At 71.1% G+C, this 21,813-nt stretch carries 20 protein-coding genes and 1 pseudogene; 7 read left to right on the top strand and 14 right to left on the bottom strand.

Going from position 1 to position 21,813, the window contains the following annotated elements; all coding sequences use genetic code 11:
- Nucleotides 1-64: 64 nt before the first annotated feature.
- Nucleotides 65-703 carry an ABC transporter gene (locus ACX25U_RS16590; RefSeq protein ID WP_454392888.1) on the top strand — a complete coding sequence of 213 codons (639 nt, stop codon included), beginning with the start codon at nucleotides 65-67 and terminating at the stop codon, nucleotides 701-703.
- Here the strand turns inward: ACX25U_RS16590 and mshD are convergent.
- From mshD to ACX25U_RS16560, 6 genes are all read right to left on the bottom strand, one after another.
- Complete coding sequence (gene mshD / locus ACX25U_RS16585) at nucleotides 681-1,607, bottom strand: mycothiol synthase (protein ID WP_454392886.1); 927 nt, start codon at nucleotides 1,605-1,607, stop codon at nucleotides 681-683. The two genes, ACX25U_RS16590 and mshD, sit on opposite strands and share 23 nt — an antisense overlap.
- An 86-nt stretch (nucleotides 1,608-1,693) precedes the next feature.
- On the bottom strand, nucleotides 1,694-2,080 hold the full coding sequence (locus tag ACX25U_RS16580) for a PIN-like domain-containing protein (protein ID WP_454392884.1): 387 nt from the start codon (nucleotides 2,078-2,080) through the stop codon (nucleotides 1,694-1,696).
- Entirely contained in the window at nucleotides 2,070-2,726 is a 657-nt protein-coding gene (locus ACX25U_RS16575) for a DUF433 domain-containing protein (RefSeq protein WP_454392882.1), read from the bottom strand. The genes ACX25U_RS16580 and ACX25U_RS16575 overlap by 11 nt, the downstream gene beginning before the upstream one ends.
- Nucleotides 2,727-2,856: 130 nt before the next feature.
- A complete protein-coding gene (locus ACX25U_RS16570) occupies nucleotides 2,857-3,714 on the bottom strand; it encodes a hypothetical protein (RefSeq protein ID WP_454392880.1) in 858 nt (285 codons plus the stop codon).
- Nucleotides 3,715-3,985: 271 nt separating this feature from the next.
- Nucleotides 3,986-4,123 carry a DUF397 domain-containing protein gene (locus tag ACX25U_RS16565; protein WP_454392878.1) on the bottom strand — a complete coding sequence of 46 codons (138 nt, stop codon included), beginning with the start codon at nucleotides 4,121-4,123 and terminating at the stop codon, nucleotides 3,986-3,988.
- Nucleotides 4,080-4,994 (bottom strand): helix-turn-helix domain-containing protein, encoded by a 915-nt coding sequence (locus ACX25U_RS16560; RefSeq protein WP_454392877.1) that lies wholly within the window; start codon nucleotides 4,992-4,994, stop codon nucleotides 4,080-4,082. The genes ACX25U_RS16565 and ACX25U_RS16560 overlap by 44 nt, the downstream gene beginning before the upstream one ends.
- A gap of 150 nt (nucleotides 4,995-5,144) precedes the next feature.
- On the opposite strand from ACX25U_RS16560, the gene ACX25U_RS16555 reads away from it, so the two are divergent.
- From ACX25U_RS16555 to ACX25U_RS16535, 5 genes and pseudogenes are all read left to right on the top strand, one after another.
- Nucleotides 5,145-5,672 (top strand): ATP-binding protein, encoded by a 528-nt coding sequence (locus ACX25U_RS16555; protein WP_454392875.1) that lies wholly within the window; start codon nucleotides 5,145-5,147, stop codon nucleotides 5,670-5,672.
- Nucleotides 5,673-5,963: 291 nt separating this feature from the next.
- The gene (locus tag ACX25U_RS16550) at nucleotides 5,964-7,430 is read left to right on the top strand and encodes an aldehyde dehydrogenase family protein (protein WP_454392873.1); all 1,467 of its coding nucleotides are present in this window, start codon (nucleotides 5,964-5,966) and stop codon (nucleotides 7,428-7,430) included.
- Nucleotides 7,431-7,488: 58 nt separating this feature from the next.
- Nucleotides 7,489-9,057 carry a GMC family oxidoreductase gene (locus ACX25U_RS16545; RefSeq protein WP_454392871.1) on the top strand — a complete coding sequence of 523 codons (1,569 nt, stop codon included), beginning with the start codon at nucleotides 7,489-7,491 and terminating at the stop codon, nucleotides 9,055-9,057.
- 358 nt (nucleotides 9,058-9,415) lie between these two features.
- Entirely contained in the window at nucleotides 9,416-11,563 is a 2,148-nt protein-coding gene (betT, locus tag ACX25U_RS16540; RefSeq protein ID WP_454392870.1) for a choline BCCT transporter BetT, read from the top strand.
- Nucleotides 11,564-11,635: 72 nt separating this feature from the next.
- Nucleotides 11,636-11,917 (top strand): annotated as a pseudogene (locus ACX25U_RS16535) (ATP-binding protein); the annotation flags it as partial.
- Nucleotides 11,918-11,934: 17 nt separating this feature from the next.
- Here ACX25U_RS16535 and ACX25U_RS16530 read toward each other — a convergent pair.
- A complete protein-coding gene (locus ACX25U_RS16530) occupies nucleotides 11,935-13,065 on the bottom strand; it encodes a hypothetical protein (protein ID WP_454392868.1) in 1,131 nt (376 codons plus the stop codon).
- A gap of 276 nt (nucleotides 13,066-13,341) precedes the next feature.
- Here ACX25U_RS16530 and ACX25U_RS16525 point away from each other — a divergent pair, with 276 nt between their 5' ends.
- Entirely contained in the window at nucleotides 13,342-13,743 is a 402-nt protein-coding gene (locus ACX25U_RS16525) for a hypothetical protein (protein WP_454392866.1), read from the top strand.
- Between the two features lie 74 nt (nucleotides 13,744-13,817).
- Here ACX25U_RS16525 and ACX25U_RS16520 read toward each other — a convergent pair whose 3' ends face one another.
- The 7 genes from ACX25U_RS16520 to ACX25U_RS16490 all read right to left on the bottom strand — a co-directional run bounded on the left by ACX25U_RS16520 (nucleotide 13,818) and on the right by ACX25U_RS16490 (nucleotide 21,656).
- Complete coding sequence (locus ACX25U_RS16520) at nucleotides 13,818-14,696, bottom strand: SCO2400 family protein (protein WP_454392864.1); 879 nt, start codon at nucleotides 14,694-14,696, stop codon at nucleotides 13,818-13,820.
- Between the two features lie 853 nt (nucleotides 14,697-15,549).
- Nucleotides 15,550-16,305: a DUF1775 domain-containing protein gene (locus tag ACX25U_RS16515; RefSeq protein WP_454392863.1), complete on the bottom strand. Its 756-nt coding sequence runs from the start codon at nucleotides 16,303-16,305 to the stop codon at nucleotides 15,550-15,552.
- A gap of 149 nt (nucleotides 16,306-16,454) precedes the next feature.
- Nucleotides 16,455-17,132 (bottom strand): ABC transporter ATP-binding protein, encoded by a 678-nt coding sequence (locus tag ACX25U_RS16510; protein WP_454392861.1) that lies wholly within the window; start codon nucleotides 17,130-17,132, stop codon nucleotides 16,455-16,457.
- Entirely contained in the window at nucleotides 17,125-18,147 is a 1,023-nt protein-coding gene (locus ACX25U_RS16505) for an ABC transporter ATP-binding protein (protein ID WP_454394312.1), read from the bottom strand. Before ACX25U_RS16505 ends, ACX25U_RS16510 begins: the two co-directional genes overlap by 8 nt.
- Nucleotides 18,148-18,152: 5 nt before the next feature.
- Nucleotides 18,153-19,052, bottom strand: coding sequence for an ABC transporter permease (locus tag ACX25U_RS16500; protein WP_454392859.1), 900 nt, complete (start codon nucleotides 19,050-19,052; stop codon nucleotides 18,153-18,155).
- Nucleotides 19,042-20,010: an ABC transporter permease gene (locus ACX25U_RS16495; protein ID WP_454392857.1), complete on the bottom strand. Its 969-nt coding sequence runs from the start codon at nucleotides 20,008-20,010 to the stop codon at nucleotides 19,042-19,044. The genes ACX25U_RS16500 and ACX25U_RS16495 overlap by 11 nt, the downstream gene beginning before the upstream one ends.
- Nucleotides 20,011-20,030: 20 nt before the next feature.
- Complete coding sequence (locus tag ACX25U_RS16490) at nucleotides 20,031-21,656, bottom strand: ABC transporter substrate-binding protein (RefSeq protein ID WP_454392855.1); 1,626 nt, start codon at nucleotides 21,654-21,656, stop codon at nucleotides 20,031-20,033.
- Nucleotides 21,657-21,813: the final 157 nt, after the last annotated feature.

Here is a 21,813-nt window from a genome sequence, read left to right as displayed (position 1 = left end):
AGCACTGAGATCCGGACGAACGGCCCCGACCCCCCGCGGGCCCGGGAAGGGCGGCGTCCGGACCGTGGCCCGGGCCCTGCTGCGGCCGGTGTGGTGCTCGCTGCCGTGGCGGGTGACGGGGGCGGCGGCCGGGCTGGGGCTGCTGATCGCCGCGAGCGCCCGGCTGCCCGGTCAGGCGGCGGGCCCGGCGGCCGGGCTGTTCCTGCTGCGGCTGGTCGCGCTCACCGGCGGGCTCGGACTGGCGTTCCTGCTGGACGACCCCGCCCGGCGCACCACCGAGGCGGTACCGGTACGGCGCCCGGTGCGGGCCGGGCTGCGCCTGGCGTTCGTCGCGCCGCTCGCGGCGGCGTGGTGGACGGCCGCGCTGCTCCTCGTACCGCACGGAGCACGCCCCCCGCTCGGCGCGGTCGCACTGGAGGCGGCCGCGATCGCCGCGACGGCGCTGTCGCTGGCGGCGGCGTCGGTGCGTTTCCGCACCGAGCCCCTGCCCGGCACCGGCGCGGCGGTCGCGCTCCTCACCCTGGCGATCGGCTCGCTGCTCGTACCGCACCGCTGGAGCCTGCTGGTGACGCCGGACGACCCGAACTGGGCGGCGACGCACGGCTGGTGGGGCATGATCCTGGCGTCCGGCGCGATGGTGTGGGCGGTGTGCACACCGGAACCGCTGAACGCCGGGTCCGTCAGGTCTCCGCCCGGTACATGAGGTCCGTCTCGTACGTCGTGAAGCCCAGCCGCTCGTAGACGGACACGGCCGCCTTGTTGTCGGCGTCGACGTAGAGCATCGCGGTCGGCAGTCCCCGCGCGGCCAGGTGCCGCAGGCCGATCAGGGTGAGGGCCTTGCCGAGGCCGCCGCCCTGGGCGCCGGGGCGGACCCCGAGGACGTACACCTCGCCCAGCCGCTCCTCCTGGTGGACCTTGGTCCAGTGGAAGCCGAGCAACCGGCCGTCGCTCTGCCGCTCGGCGAGGAAGAACCCCCGCGGGTCGAACCACGGTTCGGCCTTGCGGTCGTCGAGGTCCCGCTGGGTGAGGGAGCCCTGCTCGGGATGGTGGGCGAACGCCTCCGCGTTCACGGCGAGCCAGGCGGCGTCGTCCTGCCCGGGCACGAAGGTCCGCACCGTCACGCCCTCGGGCAGTACCGGCTCGGGCAGGTCGAAGCCCGTCAACGGCCGCCGCATCTGCCGCAGTTCGCGGAACAGGGTCAGCCCGAGGACCTGCGCGAGATGCCGGGCGGCGGAGTGCCCGCCGTGTGCCCACACCCGCAGCCGCTTGCCGGACGCGGCCAGCAGCGCCGCACCCAGCGCCCGCCCGTGCCCGTACCCGCGATGCGCCGGATGCACCACCAGCTCGGCGGCCGGCGCCTCCACCGGATCGGTGTCCTCCAACTGCGCGTACCCGACCAGTTCCCCGTCGACGCTCAGCAGCAGATGGGACACCCCCGGCCGAGCACCCCCGCGCAACTGCAACCGCCCCTGCTCGGACACGGCCTGCTGCCCGTCGTCCCGGGCAGCCACCGCCAACAGCCCGAGCACGGCTTCGGCCGCGCCCGGCGAGAGCTCGGAGCGGGTCTCGATGGAGCGGGTGATCGGTGCGGGATCGTCGCTGGTCATGGGTATGAGACTAACTTGCCCGCACTCCCACGTCCGGGCCGCTCACCTGTGTACGGGTTCCGGCCCGGTCCAGGACTGCCCGTCCGTCACGGCCACGTGCGCTCGATGCGGTCGCGTCGCACCGCGTAGGCCGCTGGACCGCCTTTTTCCACAGCCCTGTGGATTGCGTCACGGTGTGCGTTGAGCCGTTCGACCATCTCAATGCTGCGAGGCTGCTGGTTGTCGAGGTAGAACAGCACCGCCTCACGCTCAAGGACAGGCCGGATTTCCAGGCCCCGGCTTTTGATCCGTCCGTCCTTCGAGAGCGGGACCCACAGTTGGTCGAGACCGTGAGTGATCCACTCTTCGTCGGCAACGTCCTGCCCGTCGTCAGGGAAGACATCTCCGATGCGGTGAACGATCCATCCGAAGGCCCTCAGCCCTTCGGCAACACGGCGACCGAGATTCCGGTCGAGGAAGAACTCAGGCGGCAAGGCGCACCACTGCACGGCACAGCGCGTCGACCTGCTCAGGTGTCATGTCGAAGTCGTACGCGATGTCCTCGACGGTCTCCCCGGCCTCCCACAGGTCGGTGATGGCGTTCACCGCGACACGATTGGAGGCCACCACGGGACGACCGTGGCCGAACCTCGGATCGATCACGACGGGGACGGATCTCGGGTACTGCCTCAGCCGCAGGCTGGAGGGGAAGTCGTCGTCGGGCTCCCAGGTCAGGTAGCGGAGGTAGTCGGAGACCACTTCCTGGATGGGGGCCTGACCGTCCCGGGCCCGGCGAAGATCCCCCAAACCGTGCTCGATGAAGATGTCCACGCCATCCGTTGCGATCCGCTTCGACACCAGGCCGTAGGGAGTGTCGAAGGCGTCCCGTACCGCGGCAGCCGCCTTCCTGATCTCGCTCATGCGCAGTCCCAGGGAGCGCAGGGAACGAAGGACGTGCGCCTCGGCCACCGCAATGAAAGGCACCGAGGGCTGCCCCTTCCGTACCGGCTCCACCTGGTGGACCAGAGGTGCTCCGGCAGCCTTGCCCTTCAGCCACGAGGTGAGAGTCGACTGCGGAATCTCAAGGTAGGAGGCCGTTTCCGCGGGCGTCAGAAGTCCGTCCTTGAACCTGTCGACCATGCTCCACCTCCTCTTGGCGCACCTCCTCTTGGCGCACCTCCTCTTGGCGCACCTCCTCTTGGTGCCGAGTTCGGCATCGTCGCACATCAAGCCTGCCACCCGTAGGTCGACCGCACACCCAGCCACCGGTTCAGCCGGCCGCACGCAGACGGTTCCCGGAGCGGCAGTCCCGGCAACGGCCGGGTTCCGGGGCACGGAAGGCCCGGTCACAGCCGTCGCAGGTCTGGAAGGGCAGGACGGCCGGGCGTTCCGCGATCGGCGTGAGCGGGGGAGGGGCGGGCAGAGGCGTCTCCCGGAGGCGGAAGGCGAGGATGTTCGCCGGGCGGGCACGGAAGCGGTCGGGGAGGCTTGTGGTGAGCAGCTCGGTGATCTGGTGCGCTTCGACGCCCGCCGCGAGCCAGTCGGCGACGGCCGGTGCCAGGCGGGCGGCCTCCTGCCCGGACAGGATCAGGCGGGGATCGACCCGGCGCAGTGCGGTGAGTACGGCGACGGCCTGCGGGTCGGTGTCGGCGAGTGACACCAGGTTTTCCGCCGCCTCGTCGGGCATGGCCACGGATGCGGGCGGGGCTTCCGCAGCGGTGCGCTGCTTGCGGGGCCGGGGCGGTTTCGGCGGCTCGGGAGGGTCCTCGTCCGGGGCACCGCCGGGCACGTCGTAGAAGTATGTCCGGGTACGGATCTGCCCAGTGGACAGTCGCTCGCGGCGGCGCTCCAGGTATCCGGCCGCTTCGAGCTCCCTGAGCGCCCGCGAGATCAGGATCTCGCCCTCGGTGAAGTGCTCGCACAGGGCGTCGATGCTCACGGGTGAGCCGTCCGGCAGGGAGGAGATGTACGCCGCGACGCCGACCGTGACCGCGCTGCCGCGCCGTTGCGCGAGGGCGTTGGAGATCACCGTGAAGTCGGCCGTGAGCCGGGTGCGTACGTGGATCACGCCGGAAGTCGGAGCTCCGGCGTCGGCGCGCAGGCGCGCGTTAGACTGCGAGTCAGCCATCGGGAAGGTTCTGCTTCCTGATCGGTCAGGCCCTCGATCGGGATTGCCGTCCCGGCCGGGGGCCGTCTCTGTTTGCGGTTGTTGCGGCGAACGTAACGTTCCGTATCCCTCCTCCGCAAGCCGGTCACTCGGACGGGTGACATGGGCCGGGAGGGTGGGTGGGCGGGTAGTTCTTTCCCCGGTTCTTTACGGAGGCCGGTGGCCCGCCGGACCCTCGCGGGCAAGGGTCCGGCGGGCCCGGAAGACGGAGGGTGACCGGAACCCCGTCGGCTCAGCCCCGGTGGTGCCCGTCCCGCAATTCACCTATGAATGCGGCCCAGGAGCCGGCCGCGAAGGCGAGAACAGGTCCGCCCGGGATCTTGCTGTCACGGACGGGGACCACGCCGGGGAGTCCGTCCGCGATCTCCAAGCAGTCGCCCCCGGCCTGATTGCTGTAGCTGCTTTTGCGCCAAGCGGCGCCGTTCAGATGGGGATGGGACGTTCGCGCCACGGTAGGTGCCCTCCATCGCGGATCGGATCATGTCGAGCGACATGAGCGGGGGCAGGGCTACTGCCCGCAGCCGATCGTAAATCACCTTGTAGCGACTGACGTTGGCCGATTCTTCGGTGAGTTGGCCGTAGTCCGAGCCTTCTGTATAGGCGGCCTCTGTACCGTCCGGAAGCGTCAGAAGCGTCAGGGACCCGCCCATCGCCTCGTGCCCGCCCTGGTCGAACGGCAGCACTTGCACGGTGGTGCGACGCTCCTCTGCCGCATCGAGCAATCGCTCCAACTGCTCTCGCATCACAGCCGATCCGCCGATCGGGCGTCTCAGTACTGCCTCGTCGAGAATCATCCACAGCTCTGGCCGGTCGGGCGAACCGAGTCGTTCCTGACGCCCCATTCGGGCCTGGACACGCTCCTCCAACTGCTCCTCGCTGTCGAGCAGCGCGTCCAGGCTGAGAACGGCGCGTGCGTAAGCCTCCGTCTGCAAGAGGCCCGGCACCACGTGCGCCACGTACTGCCTGATGGACACGGCCCTCTCCGCGTACGCCATGAACACCCGTGACCAGTTGGGGAACGCCTCCCGATACACGTACGGCCACAGCTCGATCAGCAGGTTGTCCGCGCCGAGGGCGGCGTCCAGTGCCCGCGCCATGTGCAAGGTCGGTTTCGCCCCGGAGGCGCGCTCGATCTGGGTGATCCGGGTGCTCACCACGTGCGTCTTCCTGCCGAGTTCGGCCTGGGTCAGTCCGGCGGCCGTACGGAGTCTGCGCACCCGCGAACCGAACAGCGCCGCCATGGACGTACTGGGGTCAATTCCGTTGGCCAAGGCGTTACTTCCGTTCCTTACGAGCTGAAAGGTAAGGCTGCGCCTCCTTCCGAGAGTAGGGCCGTATGCCGACGCTTGAATACGGACCGTGATGACTCGTGCACGAAGGGCGGACAGGCCGTGCTGACAGGAACGACCACGTCGGGTGAAGGCGTGGCACCCACCCCCATTACTTTCACGGCTCAGTTCGCCTCCACGCCCCGAGGCGCGCGGCTGGCCCGGCGCGCTGCCGTGCGGTGCATGGAGGAGTGGGGACACCCGCCGGCGTCGGACGCGTCGTGCACGGTCGCGCTCATCGTCGGCGAGCTGGCGGCGAACGCCGTACAACACGGCCGGGTCCCCGGCCACGACTTCGCTCTGAGCCTCGCCCTCGACGTGACGACTGACGTGATCCGCGTCGAAGTGGCGGACGCCGCCTCGGCCAAACGGCCACCGGAGACCGCGCCCTCGTCCCACCCCGACGGGGAGTCGGGCCGCGGCCTGCTCCTGGTGGACGTCCTGGCCGTGCGCTGGGGGTGGGCGCCTCGCCGTCCCGTGGGCAAAGTGGTCTGGGCGGAGGTCTCGACCGACGTGTCACCCACTCCGGGAATGACGTGCGGTCGGCATGTGTCCGACGGGGACGGAAAGGAGGAACGCGGTGTCGTATGAACCGAAGCTCGCCGCCGCCCTTTCCGACGCCATGCTTCGGCGGCTCTCCCATGGGCGACGTGCTTTCGCCGAGAACGGATGGCCGGTCGCCACTGACCGGTGAACAGCTCCTCCGGTGCCGCGGCATCGGCGAACTGTTTGCCGGTCCGTCCGGTCGTTGGCCCGCCCGGGTCGCCTGGACCACCCGGTCGCGCTCGTGGCGATGCGCCCCGTGGCCGCCGCTCGCACAATGGGCCATGTGGCTGACCGTCGAACCGATCGGCGCCGGACTGCTGCGAAGGAGGCCCCACGGTGGGCGAGCTGTACATCGACGGCGAGTGGACTCAGGCGGCGGCCGGCGGTCGCCGGGAGGTGGTCAACCCGTACGACGCCTCCGTCATCACCACCGTGGACGAGGCCGACGCCACCGACGTGGACCGCGCGGTGCGCGCCGCCAGGCGTGCCTTCGACGAGGAGGACTGGGCGAACACCCCCACCCGCCACCGCGCCGACCTCTTGCTCCGTGTCCGCGACCTGCTGCTGCGGGACAAGGAGGAGATCGCCCGCACCGAGACCCTCGACACCGGCAAGACGCTGACCGAGGCCCGCTTCGACGTGGAGGACGTGGCGAACGCCTTCCGCTACTTCGCCGAACTCGCGGGCAAGGACGGCGGCCGTGTCGTGGACGTCGGTCCGGGCGTCCTCAGCCGTGTCGTCTACCAGCCGGTCGGAGTGTGCGCGCTCATCGCCCCCTGGAACTACCCGCTGCTGCAAGCCTCGTGGAAGGTGGCGCCGGCGCTGGTCGCCGGCAACACCTTCGTCCTCAAACCCAGCGAGATCACACCGCTCACCACGATCGCCATGATCCGGCTCATCGAGGAGGCCGGCGCGCCGCCCGGCGTCGCCAACCTGGTGCTCGGTTCCGGGGCGACCGTCGGCGCGGCCCTGACCGGCCACCCCGAGGTCGACCTGGTGTCCTTCACCGGAGGCCTGGCCACCGGGCGCACCATCATGGCCGCCGCCGCCCAGGGGCCGAAGAACATCGCCCTGGAACTGGGAGGCAAGAACCCCAACATCGTCTTCGAGGACGCCGACTTCGCCGCCGCCGTGGACAACGCGCTGGACGCCGCCTTCCTGCACGCCGGACAGGTCTGCTCGGCCGGCTCACGCCTGCTGGTCCAGGACACGCTGTACGACCGCTTCGTCGACTCCCTCGCCCGACGCGCCCGGGCGATCCGCCTCGGCAACGGCATGGAGGAGGGCACCGAGAGCGGCCCGCTCAGCTCCGCCGAGCACCGTGAGAAGGTCGAACGCCACATCGCCGCCGCCCTGGAGGAGGGCGCCCGGCTCGTCACCGGGGGCACCCGCCCCGATGACCCCGCGCTGAGCCGCGGCTTCTTCCTGCTGCCGACCGTCTTCGCCGACTGCGACAGGTCCATGCGCATCGTCCAGGAGGAGGTTTTCGGAGCGGTCGTCACCGTCGAGCGCTTCCGCACCGAGGACGAGGCGGTGGAACTGGCCAACGACACCCGCTACGGCCTGGCCGGCGGCGTGTGGACCTCCGACGCGAGCCGCGCCCAGCGCGTCGCCCAGCGACTGCGGCACGGCACCGTGTGGATCAACGACTTCCACCCCTATGTGCCGCAGGCCGAGTGGGGCGGCTTCGGCCGCTCCGGCGTCGGGCGCGAACTGGGCCCCACCGGCTTGCGCGAGTACCAGGAGGCCAAGCACATCTACCAGAACCTCGCCCCCGCGCCCTCCGGCTGGTTCAAGGGCTGACCGGGCACGGCACACCGCCCGCCCCCCCCACGCGACGGCCATCGAAGAAAGGCACCCCATGGCCTCCACCACCCCGCACGGCGCCGAGTCCGCCTACGACTACGTCATCGTCGGCGGCGGTACCGCCGGCTGCGTACTCGCCGCTCGCCTGAGCGAGGACCCCGACTGCCGCGTCTGCGTCATCGAGGGCGGCCCCAGCGACGTCGGGGACGAGCGCATCCTGCGCCTGCGCAACTGGATCAACCTGCTCGGCTCGGAGTTCGACTACGGTTACACCACCGTCGAGCAGCCGCGCGGCAACTCCCACATCCTGCACTCACGTGCCCGCGTCCTCGGCGGCTGTTCCTCCCACAACACGCTGATCAGCTTTCTGCCGCTGCCGCAGGACCTCGACGACTGGGTGGCCCACGGCTGCACCGGCTGGGACCCGGCGACGATCCTTCCCTACCGCGACCGGCTGCTCACCCGCATCGTCCCGGTGGCCGAGGCCGACCGCAATCCCATCGCCAAGGACTTCGTCACCGCGGCCTCCCGCGCTCTCGGCGTCCCCGTCATCGACGACTTCAACGCCGAACCCTTCGCCGACGGCACCGGCTTCTTCTCCCTGGCCTACGAGCCGGAGGGCAACCTGCGCTCCTCGACGTCCGTCGCCTATCTCCACCCGGTGATGGACCGTCCCAACCTCACCCTCCTCCTGGAGACCTGGGCCCACCGGCTGCTCCCGGACGAGTCGGGGAGGCTGACCCGTGTCGCCGTCCGCGGCGCCGACGGCGAGCCCGCCACCGTGCGGGCCGAGCACGAGCTCCTGCTGTGCGCCGGTGCCATCGACACCCCGCGCCTGCTGCTGCTGTCCGGCATCGGCCCGGCCGACGACCTGCGCGGCCTGGGCATCGACGTGCGGGCCGACCTGCCAGGTGTGGGGGAGAACCTGCTGGACCACCCCGAGTCCGTGATCCTCTGGGAGACCGACGGCCCGCTGCCGCCCAACTCCGCGATGGACTCCGACGCCGGCCTGTTCCTGCGCCGCGACAAGGACCAGCCACGCCCGGACCTGATGTTCCACTTCTACCAGGTGCCGTTCACCGTCAACACCGAGCGCCTGGGCTACCCCGTGCCGGAACACGGCGTGTGCATGACGCCGAACGTGCCGCGCGCCCGCTCCACCGGCCGGATGTGGCTGCGCAGCGCCGACCCCGCCGAACACCCCGCCCTGGACTTCCGGTACTTCACCGACCCCGAGGGCTACGACGAGCGCACCATCGTGGAAGGCCTGAAGATCGCCCGTGAGGTCGCCGCCACCGACCCCCTGAGCGGCTGGCTCGTCCGCGAGGTCGCGCCCGGCCCGGACGTCACCTCCGACGCCGACCTGTCGGAATACGGGCGCCGCGCGGCGAACACCGTCTACCACCCGGCGGGCACCTGCCGCATGGGCGCCCCGGACGACCCGATGGCCGTCTGCGACCCCCAGCTGAGACTGCGCGGCGTCGAGGGCGTGCGTGTCATCGACGCGTCGGTGTTCCCGACGATGCCCACCATCAACCCCATGGTGACCGTCCTGCTCGTCGCCGAACGCGCCGCCGACCTGCTCACCGGCCGTCCCGGGCCTGCGGAGGGGACGGGGCGGTGACCCGTCGGCAGCCGTCCGCGCCCGTGGACTGCTGCCGCGTCATCGAGGGCCCGGCAGCCGCCGAGCACGGCTCGTCGCTGCCCCTCCCCGACCGGCTTGAGCCGTCCTATTTCTCCCATGGTGACCGGAGGCGGGCGTTTGCCGCCCGCACCCCTGGGACCGACGATGGAGACCAGTACATCCGGCCAGTGCTGGACGGAGAACGCGGAATCATCAGGAGACCGCTTCCCTCACCCGTGCCACAGTCCGTGAGTCCGGACATCGAGAGAGGTCTCCCACGCTCCGTGGCTCGCGGCGGCAGCCGCCGCCTGCCGCCGCGAGAGGATGTCCTCGTCCTCGACCAAGGAGGAACACGGCCGTGTCGACTGCAGGAGGCAAGGGTGCCGGAGCAGCACCGAAGGAGTCGGTGACGGAAGCCGGGACGGCGGGCACGGGCAGGCTCAAACCCCTGGTCTTCCTCGGGTCGGCCGCGGTGATCCTCGTGATCTCGATCTGGGCGATCGTCACGCCCTCCGGTGCGGAGTCGGTCATCGGAGTGGCGGTCGCCAGGATCTCCTCGTGGTTCGGCTGGTACTACTTCCTCGCCGCGACCCTGTATCTGGCGTTCGTCGTCTTCATCGGTGTCTCCAAGTACGGCACGATCAAGCTGGGGCCCAAGCACTCCACGCCCGACTACGGTCTCTTCACGTGGGGGGCGATGCTCTTCGCGGCGGGCATCGGCATCGACCTGATGTTCTTCTCGGTCACCGGTCCCGTCAGCCACTACCTCGCGCCGCCGGAGGGCGACCCGAAGACGGTCGCGGCCGCCCGGCAGGCCGTGGTGTGGACACTGTTCCACTACGGCATCACCGGCTGGGCCATGTACGCGCTGATGGGCATGGCGCTCGCCTACTTCTCCTTCCGGTACCGGCTGCCGCTCGCGATCCGCTCCGCGCTTTATCCGATCATCGGCCGCCGGATCCACGGACGGATCGGTGACACCGTCGACCTGGCGGCCATCCTCGGCACCGTGTTCGGCATCTCCGTGACACTCGGTATCGGCGTGGTGCAGCTGAACTACGGACTGAAAGTCCTCTTCGGCGTCCCGCAAGGGCTCTCCGCGCAGATCGGCCTGACCGTCGTGGCGGTGCTGATGGCCATGGTGTCCGCGGTGTCCGGCGTGGACAAGGGCATCCGCCGGCTGTCGCAGCTGAACGTCCTCCTCGCCGCCCTGCTGATGCTCTACATCCTGGTCGTGGGCGAACCGTTCCGGTTGCTCAACGCCCTGGTCCAGAACGTCGGGGACTACGTCAGCCGCTTCCCGTGGATGACCCTGCACACCTTCGCCTACGAGCAGTCCAGGCCCACCGAGTGGCTGGACGCGTGGACGCTCTTCTTCTGGGCGTGGTGGATCGCCTGGGCGCCGTTCGTCGGGCTCTTCCTGGCCCGCATCTCCCGCGGCCGCACCCTGCGGGAGTTCATCGCGGCGACGCTGATCATCCCGCTCCTCTTCACCGGCCTCTTCCTGTCGGTCTTCGGCAACAGCGCCCTGTTCCTGGTGCGCGACGGGAACACCGCGTTCGGCCAAACGGCCATGAACCATCCCGAGCAGGGCTTCTACAACCTGCTGGAACAGTACCCGGGTGCGCTGTTCAGCGCCGGACTCGCGACGTTCGTCGGGCTGCTGCTGTACGTCACCTCCGCGGACTCCGGGGCCCTGGTCATGGGCAACCTCAGCGCGGAACTGCCCACCCCGGTGACCGACGCGGCCCCGTGGCTGCGCATCTTCTGGGCGGTGGCGACAGGGCTGCTGACCCTCGCCATGCTCATCGTGGGCGGCGTGCACGCGCTCACCAACGCCACCATCATCATGGGCCTGCCCTTCTCCTTCGTCATGTTCTTGATCATGGCGGGGCTCTATCTGGCGCTGCGCACCGAACGGATGCGGGCGCAGGTGCTGACCACCACGCTGCCGTCATCGCTGTCCGGGCGTACCGTGCAGCAGGGTCCGTCAGGGGCGCGGAACTGGCGGCACCGGCTGGCGCGAATGATGGCGTTCCCCGGCCGGCGGGCGGCCACCGGATTCGTCGACAGCGTGTGCCGCCCCGCCTTCCAGGAGATCGTCCAGGCGCTGCGGGAACAAGGGGCGGAAGCGGAGCTCCTGGAAGGAGTCGACGAGGACAACGGCCTCGCACACGTCGGCTTCCGAGTACCGATCGGCCCGAGCGACGAATTCGTCTACCGGGTCTGGCCCGTGGAGTTGCTGACCCCCGGGTTCGCCACCAAGTCGGTCAGCACCCACGACACCTACGTGCGCTTCGAGGTCCAGCTCGCCGAGGGCAACCAGGGCTACGACGTGATGGGCTACACCAAGGAACAGCTCATCGCCGACAGCCTCGACCAGTACGAGCGGCATCTGGAGTTCCTGCGGGTGCGCCACGAGGCGGCTGCCCGGTCGGCTCTCCCCGACCACCGCCCGGACGAGCTGGAGGCACACCTGCCGGAGGATCCCCCGGCCGACTCGTGACCCGTCCGCGGAGCCGTCCGCGTCCGGGCGCGGACAAACGACTGACGACTGGAAGGCGTATCCACTGACCGGGGGCTGGACGGCCTGGCCTTCACCACCGAACTCGTCGCCGGCGAACTGGTCACCAACGCCATCCGGTATGCCAACGGCCCGGTCCGGCCAGGGCTGCTCCGCGACCGCGCACTCGTCTGCGAGGTCTCCGACGGCAGCAGTACCTCACCCGGGCTGCGCCGCGCCAGGAGCGAGGACGAGGGCGGGCGTGGGCTCTTCCTCGTCGTCCGGCTCACCGAACGGTGGGGCACCCGCTGCACCACCGACGGAAAGGTCATCCGGGCGGAACAGCCCTTGCCGTGACGGCACGGACGCCCGTGTCAGGTACGGGTGACCGTGCCGCACTCCTCGACCGGTTCGGGATCGAGGTCCCGGCTGCGGTCGTAGGGGTCCATGGCCGCCCCGGTCGGCGGCTCCCCGCTCGGGGCGTCCGAGGCGAACTGCGGGTGCAGGTAGCCGTCGTAGATCTCGCAGGCGGAGTTGGCTATCTCCTGGAGGTAGTTGAGTACGGCCAACTTTCCTGGTGTGACCTGGTACTTCGTGGGGTCGGAGAGCTCCAGGTCCAACACGCGGCGTACGATAGTCCGCTCCACCTCGGACGCGCTGCCGCCGGCGCGGGTGACGGGGTAGACGAAGGTGTAGTCGGCGTGCACCACGACGGAGGCGTGCTCGCCCGGCTTGAACGTCATGCGGCCGCGGACCTTGACCACGTCGCCGGCGAGCCGGATCTCTTGCGGGTCGAACCGGCTGAACATCCACAGCGGGTCGTGGTCCTTGTCCGGCTCGCGCAGCGCGGTGTCGAGCAGGTCGAGCAGCTCGGTCTGGCGCGGCTCGATCACGTCCAGCGCCGCCTGCGGGCGCTCTCCGCGCAGGGTGGCGGGGTCGAGGTTCGACGCCACCAGGAGCTGCTTGGTCGCCTTCAGCGCGGAGGCGACCTGCGTCTTGCTCAGCGTGCCCACGGGGGTGGCCGGGGGCAGCACGATGGCGTCGGCGCCGTTCGCCCACCGCTCGGCGGGCGAGCCGGCGAACGGGCGCTTCAGGGTCGGTGCGCCGAGCACGTCTGCGGCGGGCGGTGCCGAGGTGGGCCGGGCGGTCTCGGGCGGCAGGGGAGCGGAGGCCGCCTCCACATCCTCGGAGGAGGAGGCGAACCGGTCTCCCAGCCGGTCTCCCAGCCGGTCTCCCAGCCCGCCGGGCAGATGCGACAGTGCCAATTCGGGCCTCACCGCGACGAGGGCGACGGCTGCGGCGGCGACCACTCCGACCCCGTTGAGGACCCGGCGCCGCCGCGCGGCCCGACCGTCGAGCTCGCGCCATGCCGGCCCGGTCCGCCACCCCTCCGGCTGCCCCGACCGGCTGACGGAGTCCACCCCGCGGGCCCGCCACCGGAACCGTCGTTCCGGCCTGTCCGCATCCCCCACCGGTCTGTCTCCGTCGGGCTCCTTCGTGCCCATGGGTCCCCTCCTCGTCGTTACGTCCACATGGCTTCGAGAAACATCTGCCGCGCCGTGGAACACACGGTGTAGAGGCGCGGGACGGCAGTTGAACATTCAAGCGGCGGCCGCCGGCATGGGAGCGACCGGGGTGCTCAGGACGCACAGGCCCTCGGCCGGGGAGGGACTGTCCCCACGTGCCTCCGAGATCGCGATCTGCTCAGGGCTCATGTACTCGGGTAGGGCTGAGTACTTGTGCTCTGGTCGGTGAATGGGGGGAGTCGGAACGCTTGAGCCATGAGCCAAGGACTACTGAAACCCGTTCCCCAGCAGCTGTTGTCGATCCTCGCGCTGGCTGGGGTGACGCTGGCGGTGTGGGCTGCCTGGCTGGGCTGGGACCAGCATCGTGACGTGCAACCCGACGGTACGGCGACCGGCCCGTACGAGGCGTGGCAGGTGATCGGGCTGGTGCTGACTCTGCTGGCGCCGGTGTACTGGGCGGCATCCCGGGGCTACCTCGCGGGCGCTGTGCTCGGCACCACGGTCGGCCTGACCGCTGCCGCCTATTACGACTGGTCGGACGACTCCAGCGGCCTCTTCGCGATCGGCGTGGGGATGGTCATGATGGGGAGCCTCGTCGCGACCACCGTCGTTTCCGCCGTGATCGCCTCCGTGAAACGAGCCGGACGACGGATCTGAGCTTGACGGCACGCTGTCGGCCCCTCAAGGGGGCGGCACCGGGTGCGCCGGTCACGGCCGGGTGCTGAGCGCGGTCAGCCCAGGCACACCACGAGCAGGCAGACCCGCTTCGGTGGCGTCGATGCCGGTGCGGGGTCGGTCAGGGACGTGCCGGAGTTCGTGCCGCCGGAGGCCGCGGGCGCCGAGGGCCGCTCCGCCGCCGTACCGGTGCGGTCGGGGGCCGTGTCGTCCGAGGACGGTGCGGTGTTCTGCGGCTGCGGGGCCGACGTCGCTGCCGGACGGGGAGAGGCGGCGGCGTCCGGCCGGGCGATCGGCGGCGTGGCGCGCTGTGGGGCCGGGAGGGCTTGCTGCCGCGGGGCGTTGGTTGCCGGCGACTGCGTCTTGGGAGTGGTTTGTCCGGGACTGGTGTGTTCAGGAGTGGTGTGTGACGACCGGTGAGTGGTGGGCGGTGTCGGCGCCGGATGAGTGTGCTGGGACGTCTGCTCCTCCGCGATGCCCATGCCCCGGTCGTCCGGTGCTGTGGCCGCCTGTGCCCGGCTGGTGGCGTCACGGTCCATCGCGGCGATGGTCAGGCCGCCTCCGACGAGTGCGACGGCGGTCGCGACCGCGGCCCGGCGCTTGTTCTTCTTCCAGCGCGCCAGCTGGCGACGCCGTGCCGCGCGTCCCTGCCGCGCGGGCGGTATGCCCTCGACGTCGGTGGACGGTGCCGTGCTTGTGCCGGGCCCGGGTTCTGCTTCGCCGTGCAGGAGGCCGTCGTGCCAGGCGTCGGGGGCCCCCGACTCCCCGGCGTTCGTGGTGCCGGGTGCGTCGCCGGTCATCGTCGGGGCGGTGCCCCAGGCCGAGCCGGTGCGAGTGTCGGCGGCGGGCGGCGCGATGTCCGGGGCGTAGGCGCCGCACCCGGGACACACCAGGGCGCCGTTGAGATGCCGACGACACGAGGAGCAGTAGTCCATCTGCGGTCTTCCTGGGTTGCTTGCGCCGTCGGTCCGTCCGGACCACGGCCTGGTCACGTCCGCACGTGGGATCGAGCGATCAGCAACGCTAACGAGGCCTTCGAAAGGCTGTGTGCAGCCTGTGTGACGCTCCTGCATGGATTCTCCGGGCCCTTGCGTGAGCCCTCCCACACCCGTCCGGCCTCTTCCTGCCCATCGGTGCAGGTGGCCGGCCTGTGGGCCCGGTCTGCGCGCAAGTGGACAGGCTGCATCCGTGCACCGCGCTCACGGCGTCGCCCCACGCCACGGCTGATCGCCCGCAGCGGCTCCGGTCCGCGCGTCCCGGTGACGGTCCGGGTGGGCCGTGCCCTGCCTGCCCAGTAGTTCCGCTGCCTGATGCCGCATGTGTTCTGCCGCCAGCTGAGCTTCCGCGACGACGTCACCGCGTTCGCGCACCAAGTCGTCGTCGTGATCACGTGGTGCCGTTCGTGTCCGTGTGGCAGCCTCAGCCGCCGGTGACTGCCAGGGTTCAGCCACGTTGTTCTCGCATGTGCGCGGCGAAGGTGCGGAGCGAACCGGTGCGCGACAGTGACGGACCGTGCCCCGGCTGCTCTGCGCGAGGGCGCGTCACGACGCCGAGCGAGCCGAACCGGTGGGCGCCGTGGCCTGACGGGTGCCTGCGCCGTCCCTGCGAACGGCACCAGTCACGGAAGCTCCGGACCAGATGGTGGTCCGGAGCTTCCGGGCATCAGGGGGAGTCGCGGGCGGCGGGACGTACCGTGAGCTCGTCGGTCTCCCGGGCTCCGCGCGGCCACTCCGCCGTGCGCCGAGGACCCGGGCCGTCACCCCCGTAGGACACGTATCCCGGTCGCCGTCACGCGGACGGCGTGTCGCGGCGCCTGAACCACCACACGCCGCCGCCGAGGACGAGCAGTACGGCGGCGCCGATACCGGTCGACGCGACCGGAGACATGCCGTCGTCCTTGCCGTCGGCCTCATCGGCGGCCTCCTTCGCGGACGGCGAGCCCGCCGGTCCCGACCGCCCGCCCGGCGAAGCGCTGGAGGGGGCCGCGGTCGTGGCTTCCTCGGTGGGGCGCGGGCCGACCGGCTTCGCGCCGGGTTCGGCGGCGCCCAGCTTCAGAGTCGGCGCCGGGTGCCCGTGGCCGTGGCCGTGTCCGTCGTCGCCCGAGTCGTCGAGTTCGATCCAGCGGTCGATGTGGCCGTCGCTGTAGGACTGGAGGGTCTTGAAGACCAGCTCCTTGGCGTTCGGCAACTGCCGGACGGTCACGGAGAATTCGGCGTCCTCGCCGACGGCGAGCTTGGGGCCCGACACTGTGTAGCCGCGGCTGGTGGTGTCGAACTTCCAGCCCTTGGGCCCCTCCTTGTAGGTGATGTCGGCGGGAGTGATCCCCTTGGGGAGGACCACCTCCACCTTGGTGATGCCGGCGGAGGAGGACTCGGCTGCGGCGTGGAAGTCCAGGGTGACGTTCTGCGCGAGGGCACGGGCGTTCTCCGCCTCGACCTCCGTGTGGGCCGAAGCGGGGCCGGCGGTGGCGACGGCGGCTGCCGCGAGGACCGCGCTGACGGTGGTGAGACGGCGCGCGGTGCGCGCCTTGCCGGGACGGGACACAACGGACTCCTAGTCGTCGGTGCGTGCCATCCTGCCCGGCCCGATGCCGACATCTGGTGAGACGCGCGGACCGGCGGACGGCAGCTGCGGATCATTGAGGGAGTCGGACAGCGTTCCCGGCGAGCTCTCCCCAGAGGGAGCGACCTGCGTCACTCGCAGTGTCTCTGTGCGGTGTTCGTCAGGGTCTCCCAGTGGACCGTGCGGTCGCACCAGCGGTGCAGGAGGGTGTGATCGTGGCCGACGGCAAGCAGCCCCGCCCCGGTGGCGCGGCGGTAGTCCTCGACGACCGCGACCAGCGCGGCGGTGGTGGAGGCGTCGAGCATCGCGGTCATCTCGTCGCAGACCAGCCAGCGCGGACGCAGCGCGAGGGCGCGGGCGAGGCAGGCACGCTGGAGTTGGCCGTCGCTGACTTCGTGGGGGCGTCTGGCCAGCAGGTCGGGGGTCAGACCCACGGTCGAGGCCAGCTCGGCGACCCGGTCGGGCGCTTCCTCGCGGCGGCCGGTGGCGCGCAGGGGCTCGGCGATCAGATCGGTGAGCCGCAGCCGGGGATCGGCGGAGAGCCTGGGCTGCTGGAAGACGACGCCGAAGGCGGTGCGCAGGTCGCGCGGAGCCCGGTGACGCCACCGCCGCACGGGGTGGCCGTCGAGGAGCAGAGTGCCGGAACAGGGGCGGTGCAGCAGAGCCGTGACACGGGCGAGGGTGGACTTGCCGCAGCCGCTGGGACCGAGCAGGCCGACCGCCTCGCCGGGTGCGACGGTCAGGGAGACGTTCCGCACCACAGGTGCGTGCCTGTCGTATCCGGCGGTGATGGCGCGCAGTTCAAGCACGTATGTCCTCCGGGGCGGGTGCGGTGGGAACGGGGTCGTTCCGGCCGGAGTCGGTGAGGGGATGGTGGCAGGCGACTCCGTCGGCCGCCGGCGGCAGTGCGGCGCAGACGTCGGTGGCCCGGTCGCAGCGTGGGGCGAAGGCGCAGCCGTCGGGGAGGTCGCCGAGTTCGGGGGGCATGCCGGAGATGGGGGTGAAGGCGCGGTCGGGCAGGGCGTCGAGCAGGCCGCGGCTGTAGGGGTGACGGGGGCCGGGGGAGCCGAAGAAGCCGGTGGCGTCGGTCAGTTCGACGATCCGGCCCGCGTACATGACGGCGATCCGGTCGGCGATGCGTTCGGCTGCGGCCAGGTCGTGGGTGATCATCAGCAGGGCCCGCCCAGTGCCGTTCGCCGTGTCCCGGACGTCGATGTGCCGTCGTAGCTCGTCGACGGTGCGGTCCACCAGGTCTCGGTCGAGTCCGGTGGTCGGCTCGTCGGCGAGCAGCAGCGGGGCGTCGCCGACGAGGGCGAGGGCGGTGGCGGCGCGCTGGGCGAGGCCGCCGGAGAGCTCGTGCGGGTAACGGTCGAGATGGTCGCCGGGGAACGCGGCGCGTTCGGCGGCCGCCTCGGCGGCGGCACGCCACGCGGCGCGCCCCCGGATCGCGGTCAGCTCCGCGACCGTCTCCTCCAGTTGGGAGCGGATCGTGCGTACGGGCGTGAGGTGCGCGGCCGGGCTCTGCGGGACGAGGCCGATCAGGCGGCCCCGTACGCGGCGCGCGAGGGTGCGTTCGTCGGCCGTGAGCAGGTCGAGATCGCCGAGGCGGGCCCGGCCCGCGGTCTGCGCGTTGGCGGGGAGGAGGCCGAGGAGGGCGGAGGCCAGGACGGACTTGCCGCAGCCGCTCTCGCCGATCAGGGCCAGGCACTCGCCGGCCGCCACGTCGAAGTGCGCGTCGGTGACGGCGGCGATGCGGCGCCCGCCCGGCATGAGGAAGCGCACCGACAGCCCGCGCACCGACAGCACGGGTATCGGCTCGGTCACCTCGGTCACAGCATCAGCTCCGATCGGCGCCGCGGGTTGATCCGCTCCCGCCAGGCCCCGGCGAGACCGGCGATGGCGAGGGTGGGGACGATGAGGAGGAGGCCGGGGAAGAGGGTCGGCCACCACTGCCCGGCCAGCAGCGAGCCCCGCGCGGTCTGGACGAGGGTGCCGAGGCTCGCCGTGTGGGTGGGGAGCCCCAGCCCGAGGAACGACAGGGCCGACTCGTGCCACATGGCGTGCGGCACCATCAGTACGGCGGCCAGCGCGGCCTGGGGCAGCACACCGGGCAGCAGGTGCCGTACCGCGACCCGCCACCGGGAGGCGCCACCGGAGACGGCGGCGTCGACGTACGGGCGGGAGCGCAGGGAGAGGACCTCGGCGCGCACGATCCGGGCGGTCGACAGCCAGTGGGTGAGCGCCACCGAGACCACCACGGGCCAGACGCCCGGCCGGAACATCGCGACGATGAAGATCCCGAGCAGCAGATGCGGCACGGACGAGAACGTGTCGACCATCCGCATGACGGCCCGGTCGACCCAGCCGCCCAGGGCTCCGGCGGTGGCCCCGACGGCGGTGCCGACCACGGTTGCCGTGAGAGCCGCCGTGACGCCGACGAGCAGGGAGACGCGCAGGCCGTAGACGCAGCGCAGCAGCAGGTCCCGCCCGAGGTCGTCGGTGCCGAAGGGATGAGCCCGGCTTGGTGGTCGGAGTTTGGCGGCCAGGTCGACGGCCTGCTGGTCGAGCTGGACGAGCGGCGGCACGAGGAGCACGGCGAGGACGGTCGCGGTCACCAGCGCGGCGGAGACACGTACCCGCGCGGTCCGGGTGGAGCGGCGGCGCGTGCCGTACGACCGCCATGCCGTATCGGCAGGAGAGCCGGCTGTTGCCGGGGAGTCACATGTCACTGAATCTCACCCTCGGGTCGAACAGGCCGTAGAGCAGGTCCGCGCACAGGTTTCCGGCGAGGACGGCGGCAGTGGCCAGGGTGGTCAGGGCGGCGAGCAGCGGGAAGTCCACGGCGGTGGCGGCTTCGACGGTGGCCGCCGCGATGCCCGGCCAGCTGAAGACACTCTCCACCAGCAGCGCGCCGGTGATGAGTTCGGGTACGCGGGATCCGATGAGCGTGAGGACCGGCAGCAGGCCGGAACGCAGGGCGTGGCCGAGCAGGACGGAGCGCTCGCTCAAGCCCCTTGCGCGTGCCCCGCGGACGGGGTCCTCGGCCAGCGCGTCGGCGACGCCCTGGCGTACGTAGAGGGTGAACCAGGGGAGTTGGGAGACGGCGAGGACACCGGCGGGCAGCACCAGGTGGCTTGCCACCTGCCCGGGGGTGACCTGTTCGCTGGCGGCATCGGTGAGACCGCCGGCCGGCAGGACGCCCGACTGGAGGGCGAACAGCCAGATCGCCAGCAGGGCGACCCAGAAGACCGGTGCCGCTTCCACCGCGTACGCGAGCGAGGTGACGATCCGGTCGGGCGCGGATCCCGGACGGCGGGCCGCCAGCACGCCGAGCACCGTGCCGACCAGCACGGCCGCCGTGAACGCGACCGCGCACAACAGCGTGGACCACACGAGGCGTTCACCGATGACCTGGGCCACGGGCTGCCGCATCACACTGGACTGCCCGAGGTCGCCGCCGAGCGCCGAGGTCAGCCAGTCCCACCAGCGGGTGGCGAAGGGCCGGTCCACGCCGAGGTTGTCCCGCAGCCGGTCCAGGGTCTGCTCGTCGGCGCCGAGGGCGGCGGTGCCCGCGTACGCCTTGACCGGGTCGAAGGGGGAGGCGGCGGCGATCGCGAAGACGCCGAAGGTGACGACGAGGAGGACGGGGGCGGCGAACAGCAGCCGCCGCCCCGCCAGACGCGCCATCGCCCCCCAGGGGAGACGCGTCACTTCTTCGGCTGCCAGTCCTCGACGTTCCACCAGGGACCACTGGCGAAGCCGTGCTCGTGCGGTTCCACCTGCGTGGTCAGCCCGTCCCAGCGGTCGGCGAGCACGTAGACGTGGTCGATGTGGGTGAGGAAGGTGTAGCCCGGGTCCTTCACCAGTGCGCGCTGAAGCGTGTCGTAAGCGGCCTTGCGCGTGGTCGTGTCCTGGCTGCGGCGGCCGTTGTCGAGCGCCTTGTCCACGGCCGGGTTGTCATAGCGGCCCATGTTGTTGAAGCCGTCGCCGGCGAGGGAGGAGTGCAGCATGGTGTACAGGCCGAAGTCGGGGTCACCCGTGGTGCCGAAGCCCGCGAGGACCGCGTCGTCCTTCATGCGCGGCTCGATGACCTCCCAGGTGGCGCTCTCCACCTTCACCTCGATGCCGGCCTTCTTGGCGTCGGAGGCGTAGGCGAGGGCGTGGTCCTGACGGACCTTGTCGCCCGCGGGGTAGAAGAGGGTGAACGAGGCCCGCAGACCGTCCTTGGCGCGGATGCCGCCCTGGCCGGGCTTCCAGCCGGCCTGGTCCAGGACCCGCTTCGCCCCGGCGAGATCCTGGTTTCGCTCGATGCCCTCGGCGAACCACGGATCGTCGCTGGGCAGCGGTCCGTAGGCGGGGCGGCCCGCCCCGTCGAGGATCTTGCCGACCATGGCCTCGCGGTCCACGGCGGCGTCCAGCGCCTGGCGGATGGCGCGGTCGCCGGTGACCTTGTTCCCCGTGGGGAGGGTGACGGAGCGCAGGTCGTAGGACTTCGCTTCGTACGTTCGCTTGCCCTTGTCGTTCTTGAAGGTGGCGGCAAGGTTGGGCGGGAGGACCGCGCCGTCGAGGTCGCCCGATCGCAGCCGGGTGGCGCGTACGTCGTCGTCCTCGATGACCGCCATGGTCACCTTCGTGACTTCCGGAGCGTCGCCCCAGTAGTCGGGATTGGCCTTGAAGGTGAGCTTCTCCCCCTTGCTCCAGCCGGTGAGCACGTACGGCCCGGTGCCGACCGGCTCGGTGTTGAAGGCGCCGGTGTTGGGGTCCTGCTTGCCCGCGATGTGTTCGGGGACGATGGGCAGGACCGTGCGCGCGGCGAAGGGCGCGTACGGGTACTTGAGGGTGAAGACGACCTTGTCGTCGCCCTCCGCCCGCACCTCCTTGACGGCGTCCAGCTCGCTCCTGGAAGAGTTGTTGGTCTTCCCGTCGAGGATCGTCCGGTACGTGAAGACCACGTCGGCGGAGGTCAGCGGTTCGCCGTCGCTGAACTTCACCCCGTCGCGCAGGGCGAACGTGTACGTACGGCCGTCGTCGGTGATCCGGGGCAGCGCCTTCGCCAGCGCTGGTCTGAGCTTCAGGCCGGCGTCCCGGGCGAGCAGACCGTCGAAGATCTTGGAGTTCCCGTCCTTGCCGTATCCGAGCAGCGGACTGAGAGTGTCCGGTTCGGTGGCCACCCCGATCACGACGGAACCGGCGGACGCGCCGCTGCTCGCACTGCCGCCGGGGGCCGAGCACGCGGTCACTCCGGCGATCAACGCCGCCGTGGTGGCGGCTCCGCGTATGCGTCGGACCGTCACAAACCTCACACCCTTATTGCTGTAGACACGCTGTTGCATGCCAGTTGCAGGTAAGCGTACCCAGTGCACTCCGGTGACGGTCCGCGGCCGGTCAACGGCCTGCCCGGTGATCGAGAGCACGACGAATGGGAGGAGAGGCGTGGGCCACTGGCGAGGGTGCCTACGGGGGAGGGGCGAAGTCGGTCCAGGGGACTCA

The organism is Streptomyces sp. JNUCC 63 (assembly GCF_054366325.1).
The sequence above is the reverse complement of the archived record's forward strand: the minus strand, read 5'-3'. Positions and strand labels throughout refer to the sequence as shown.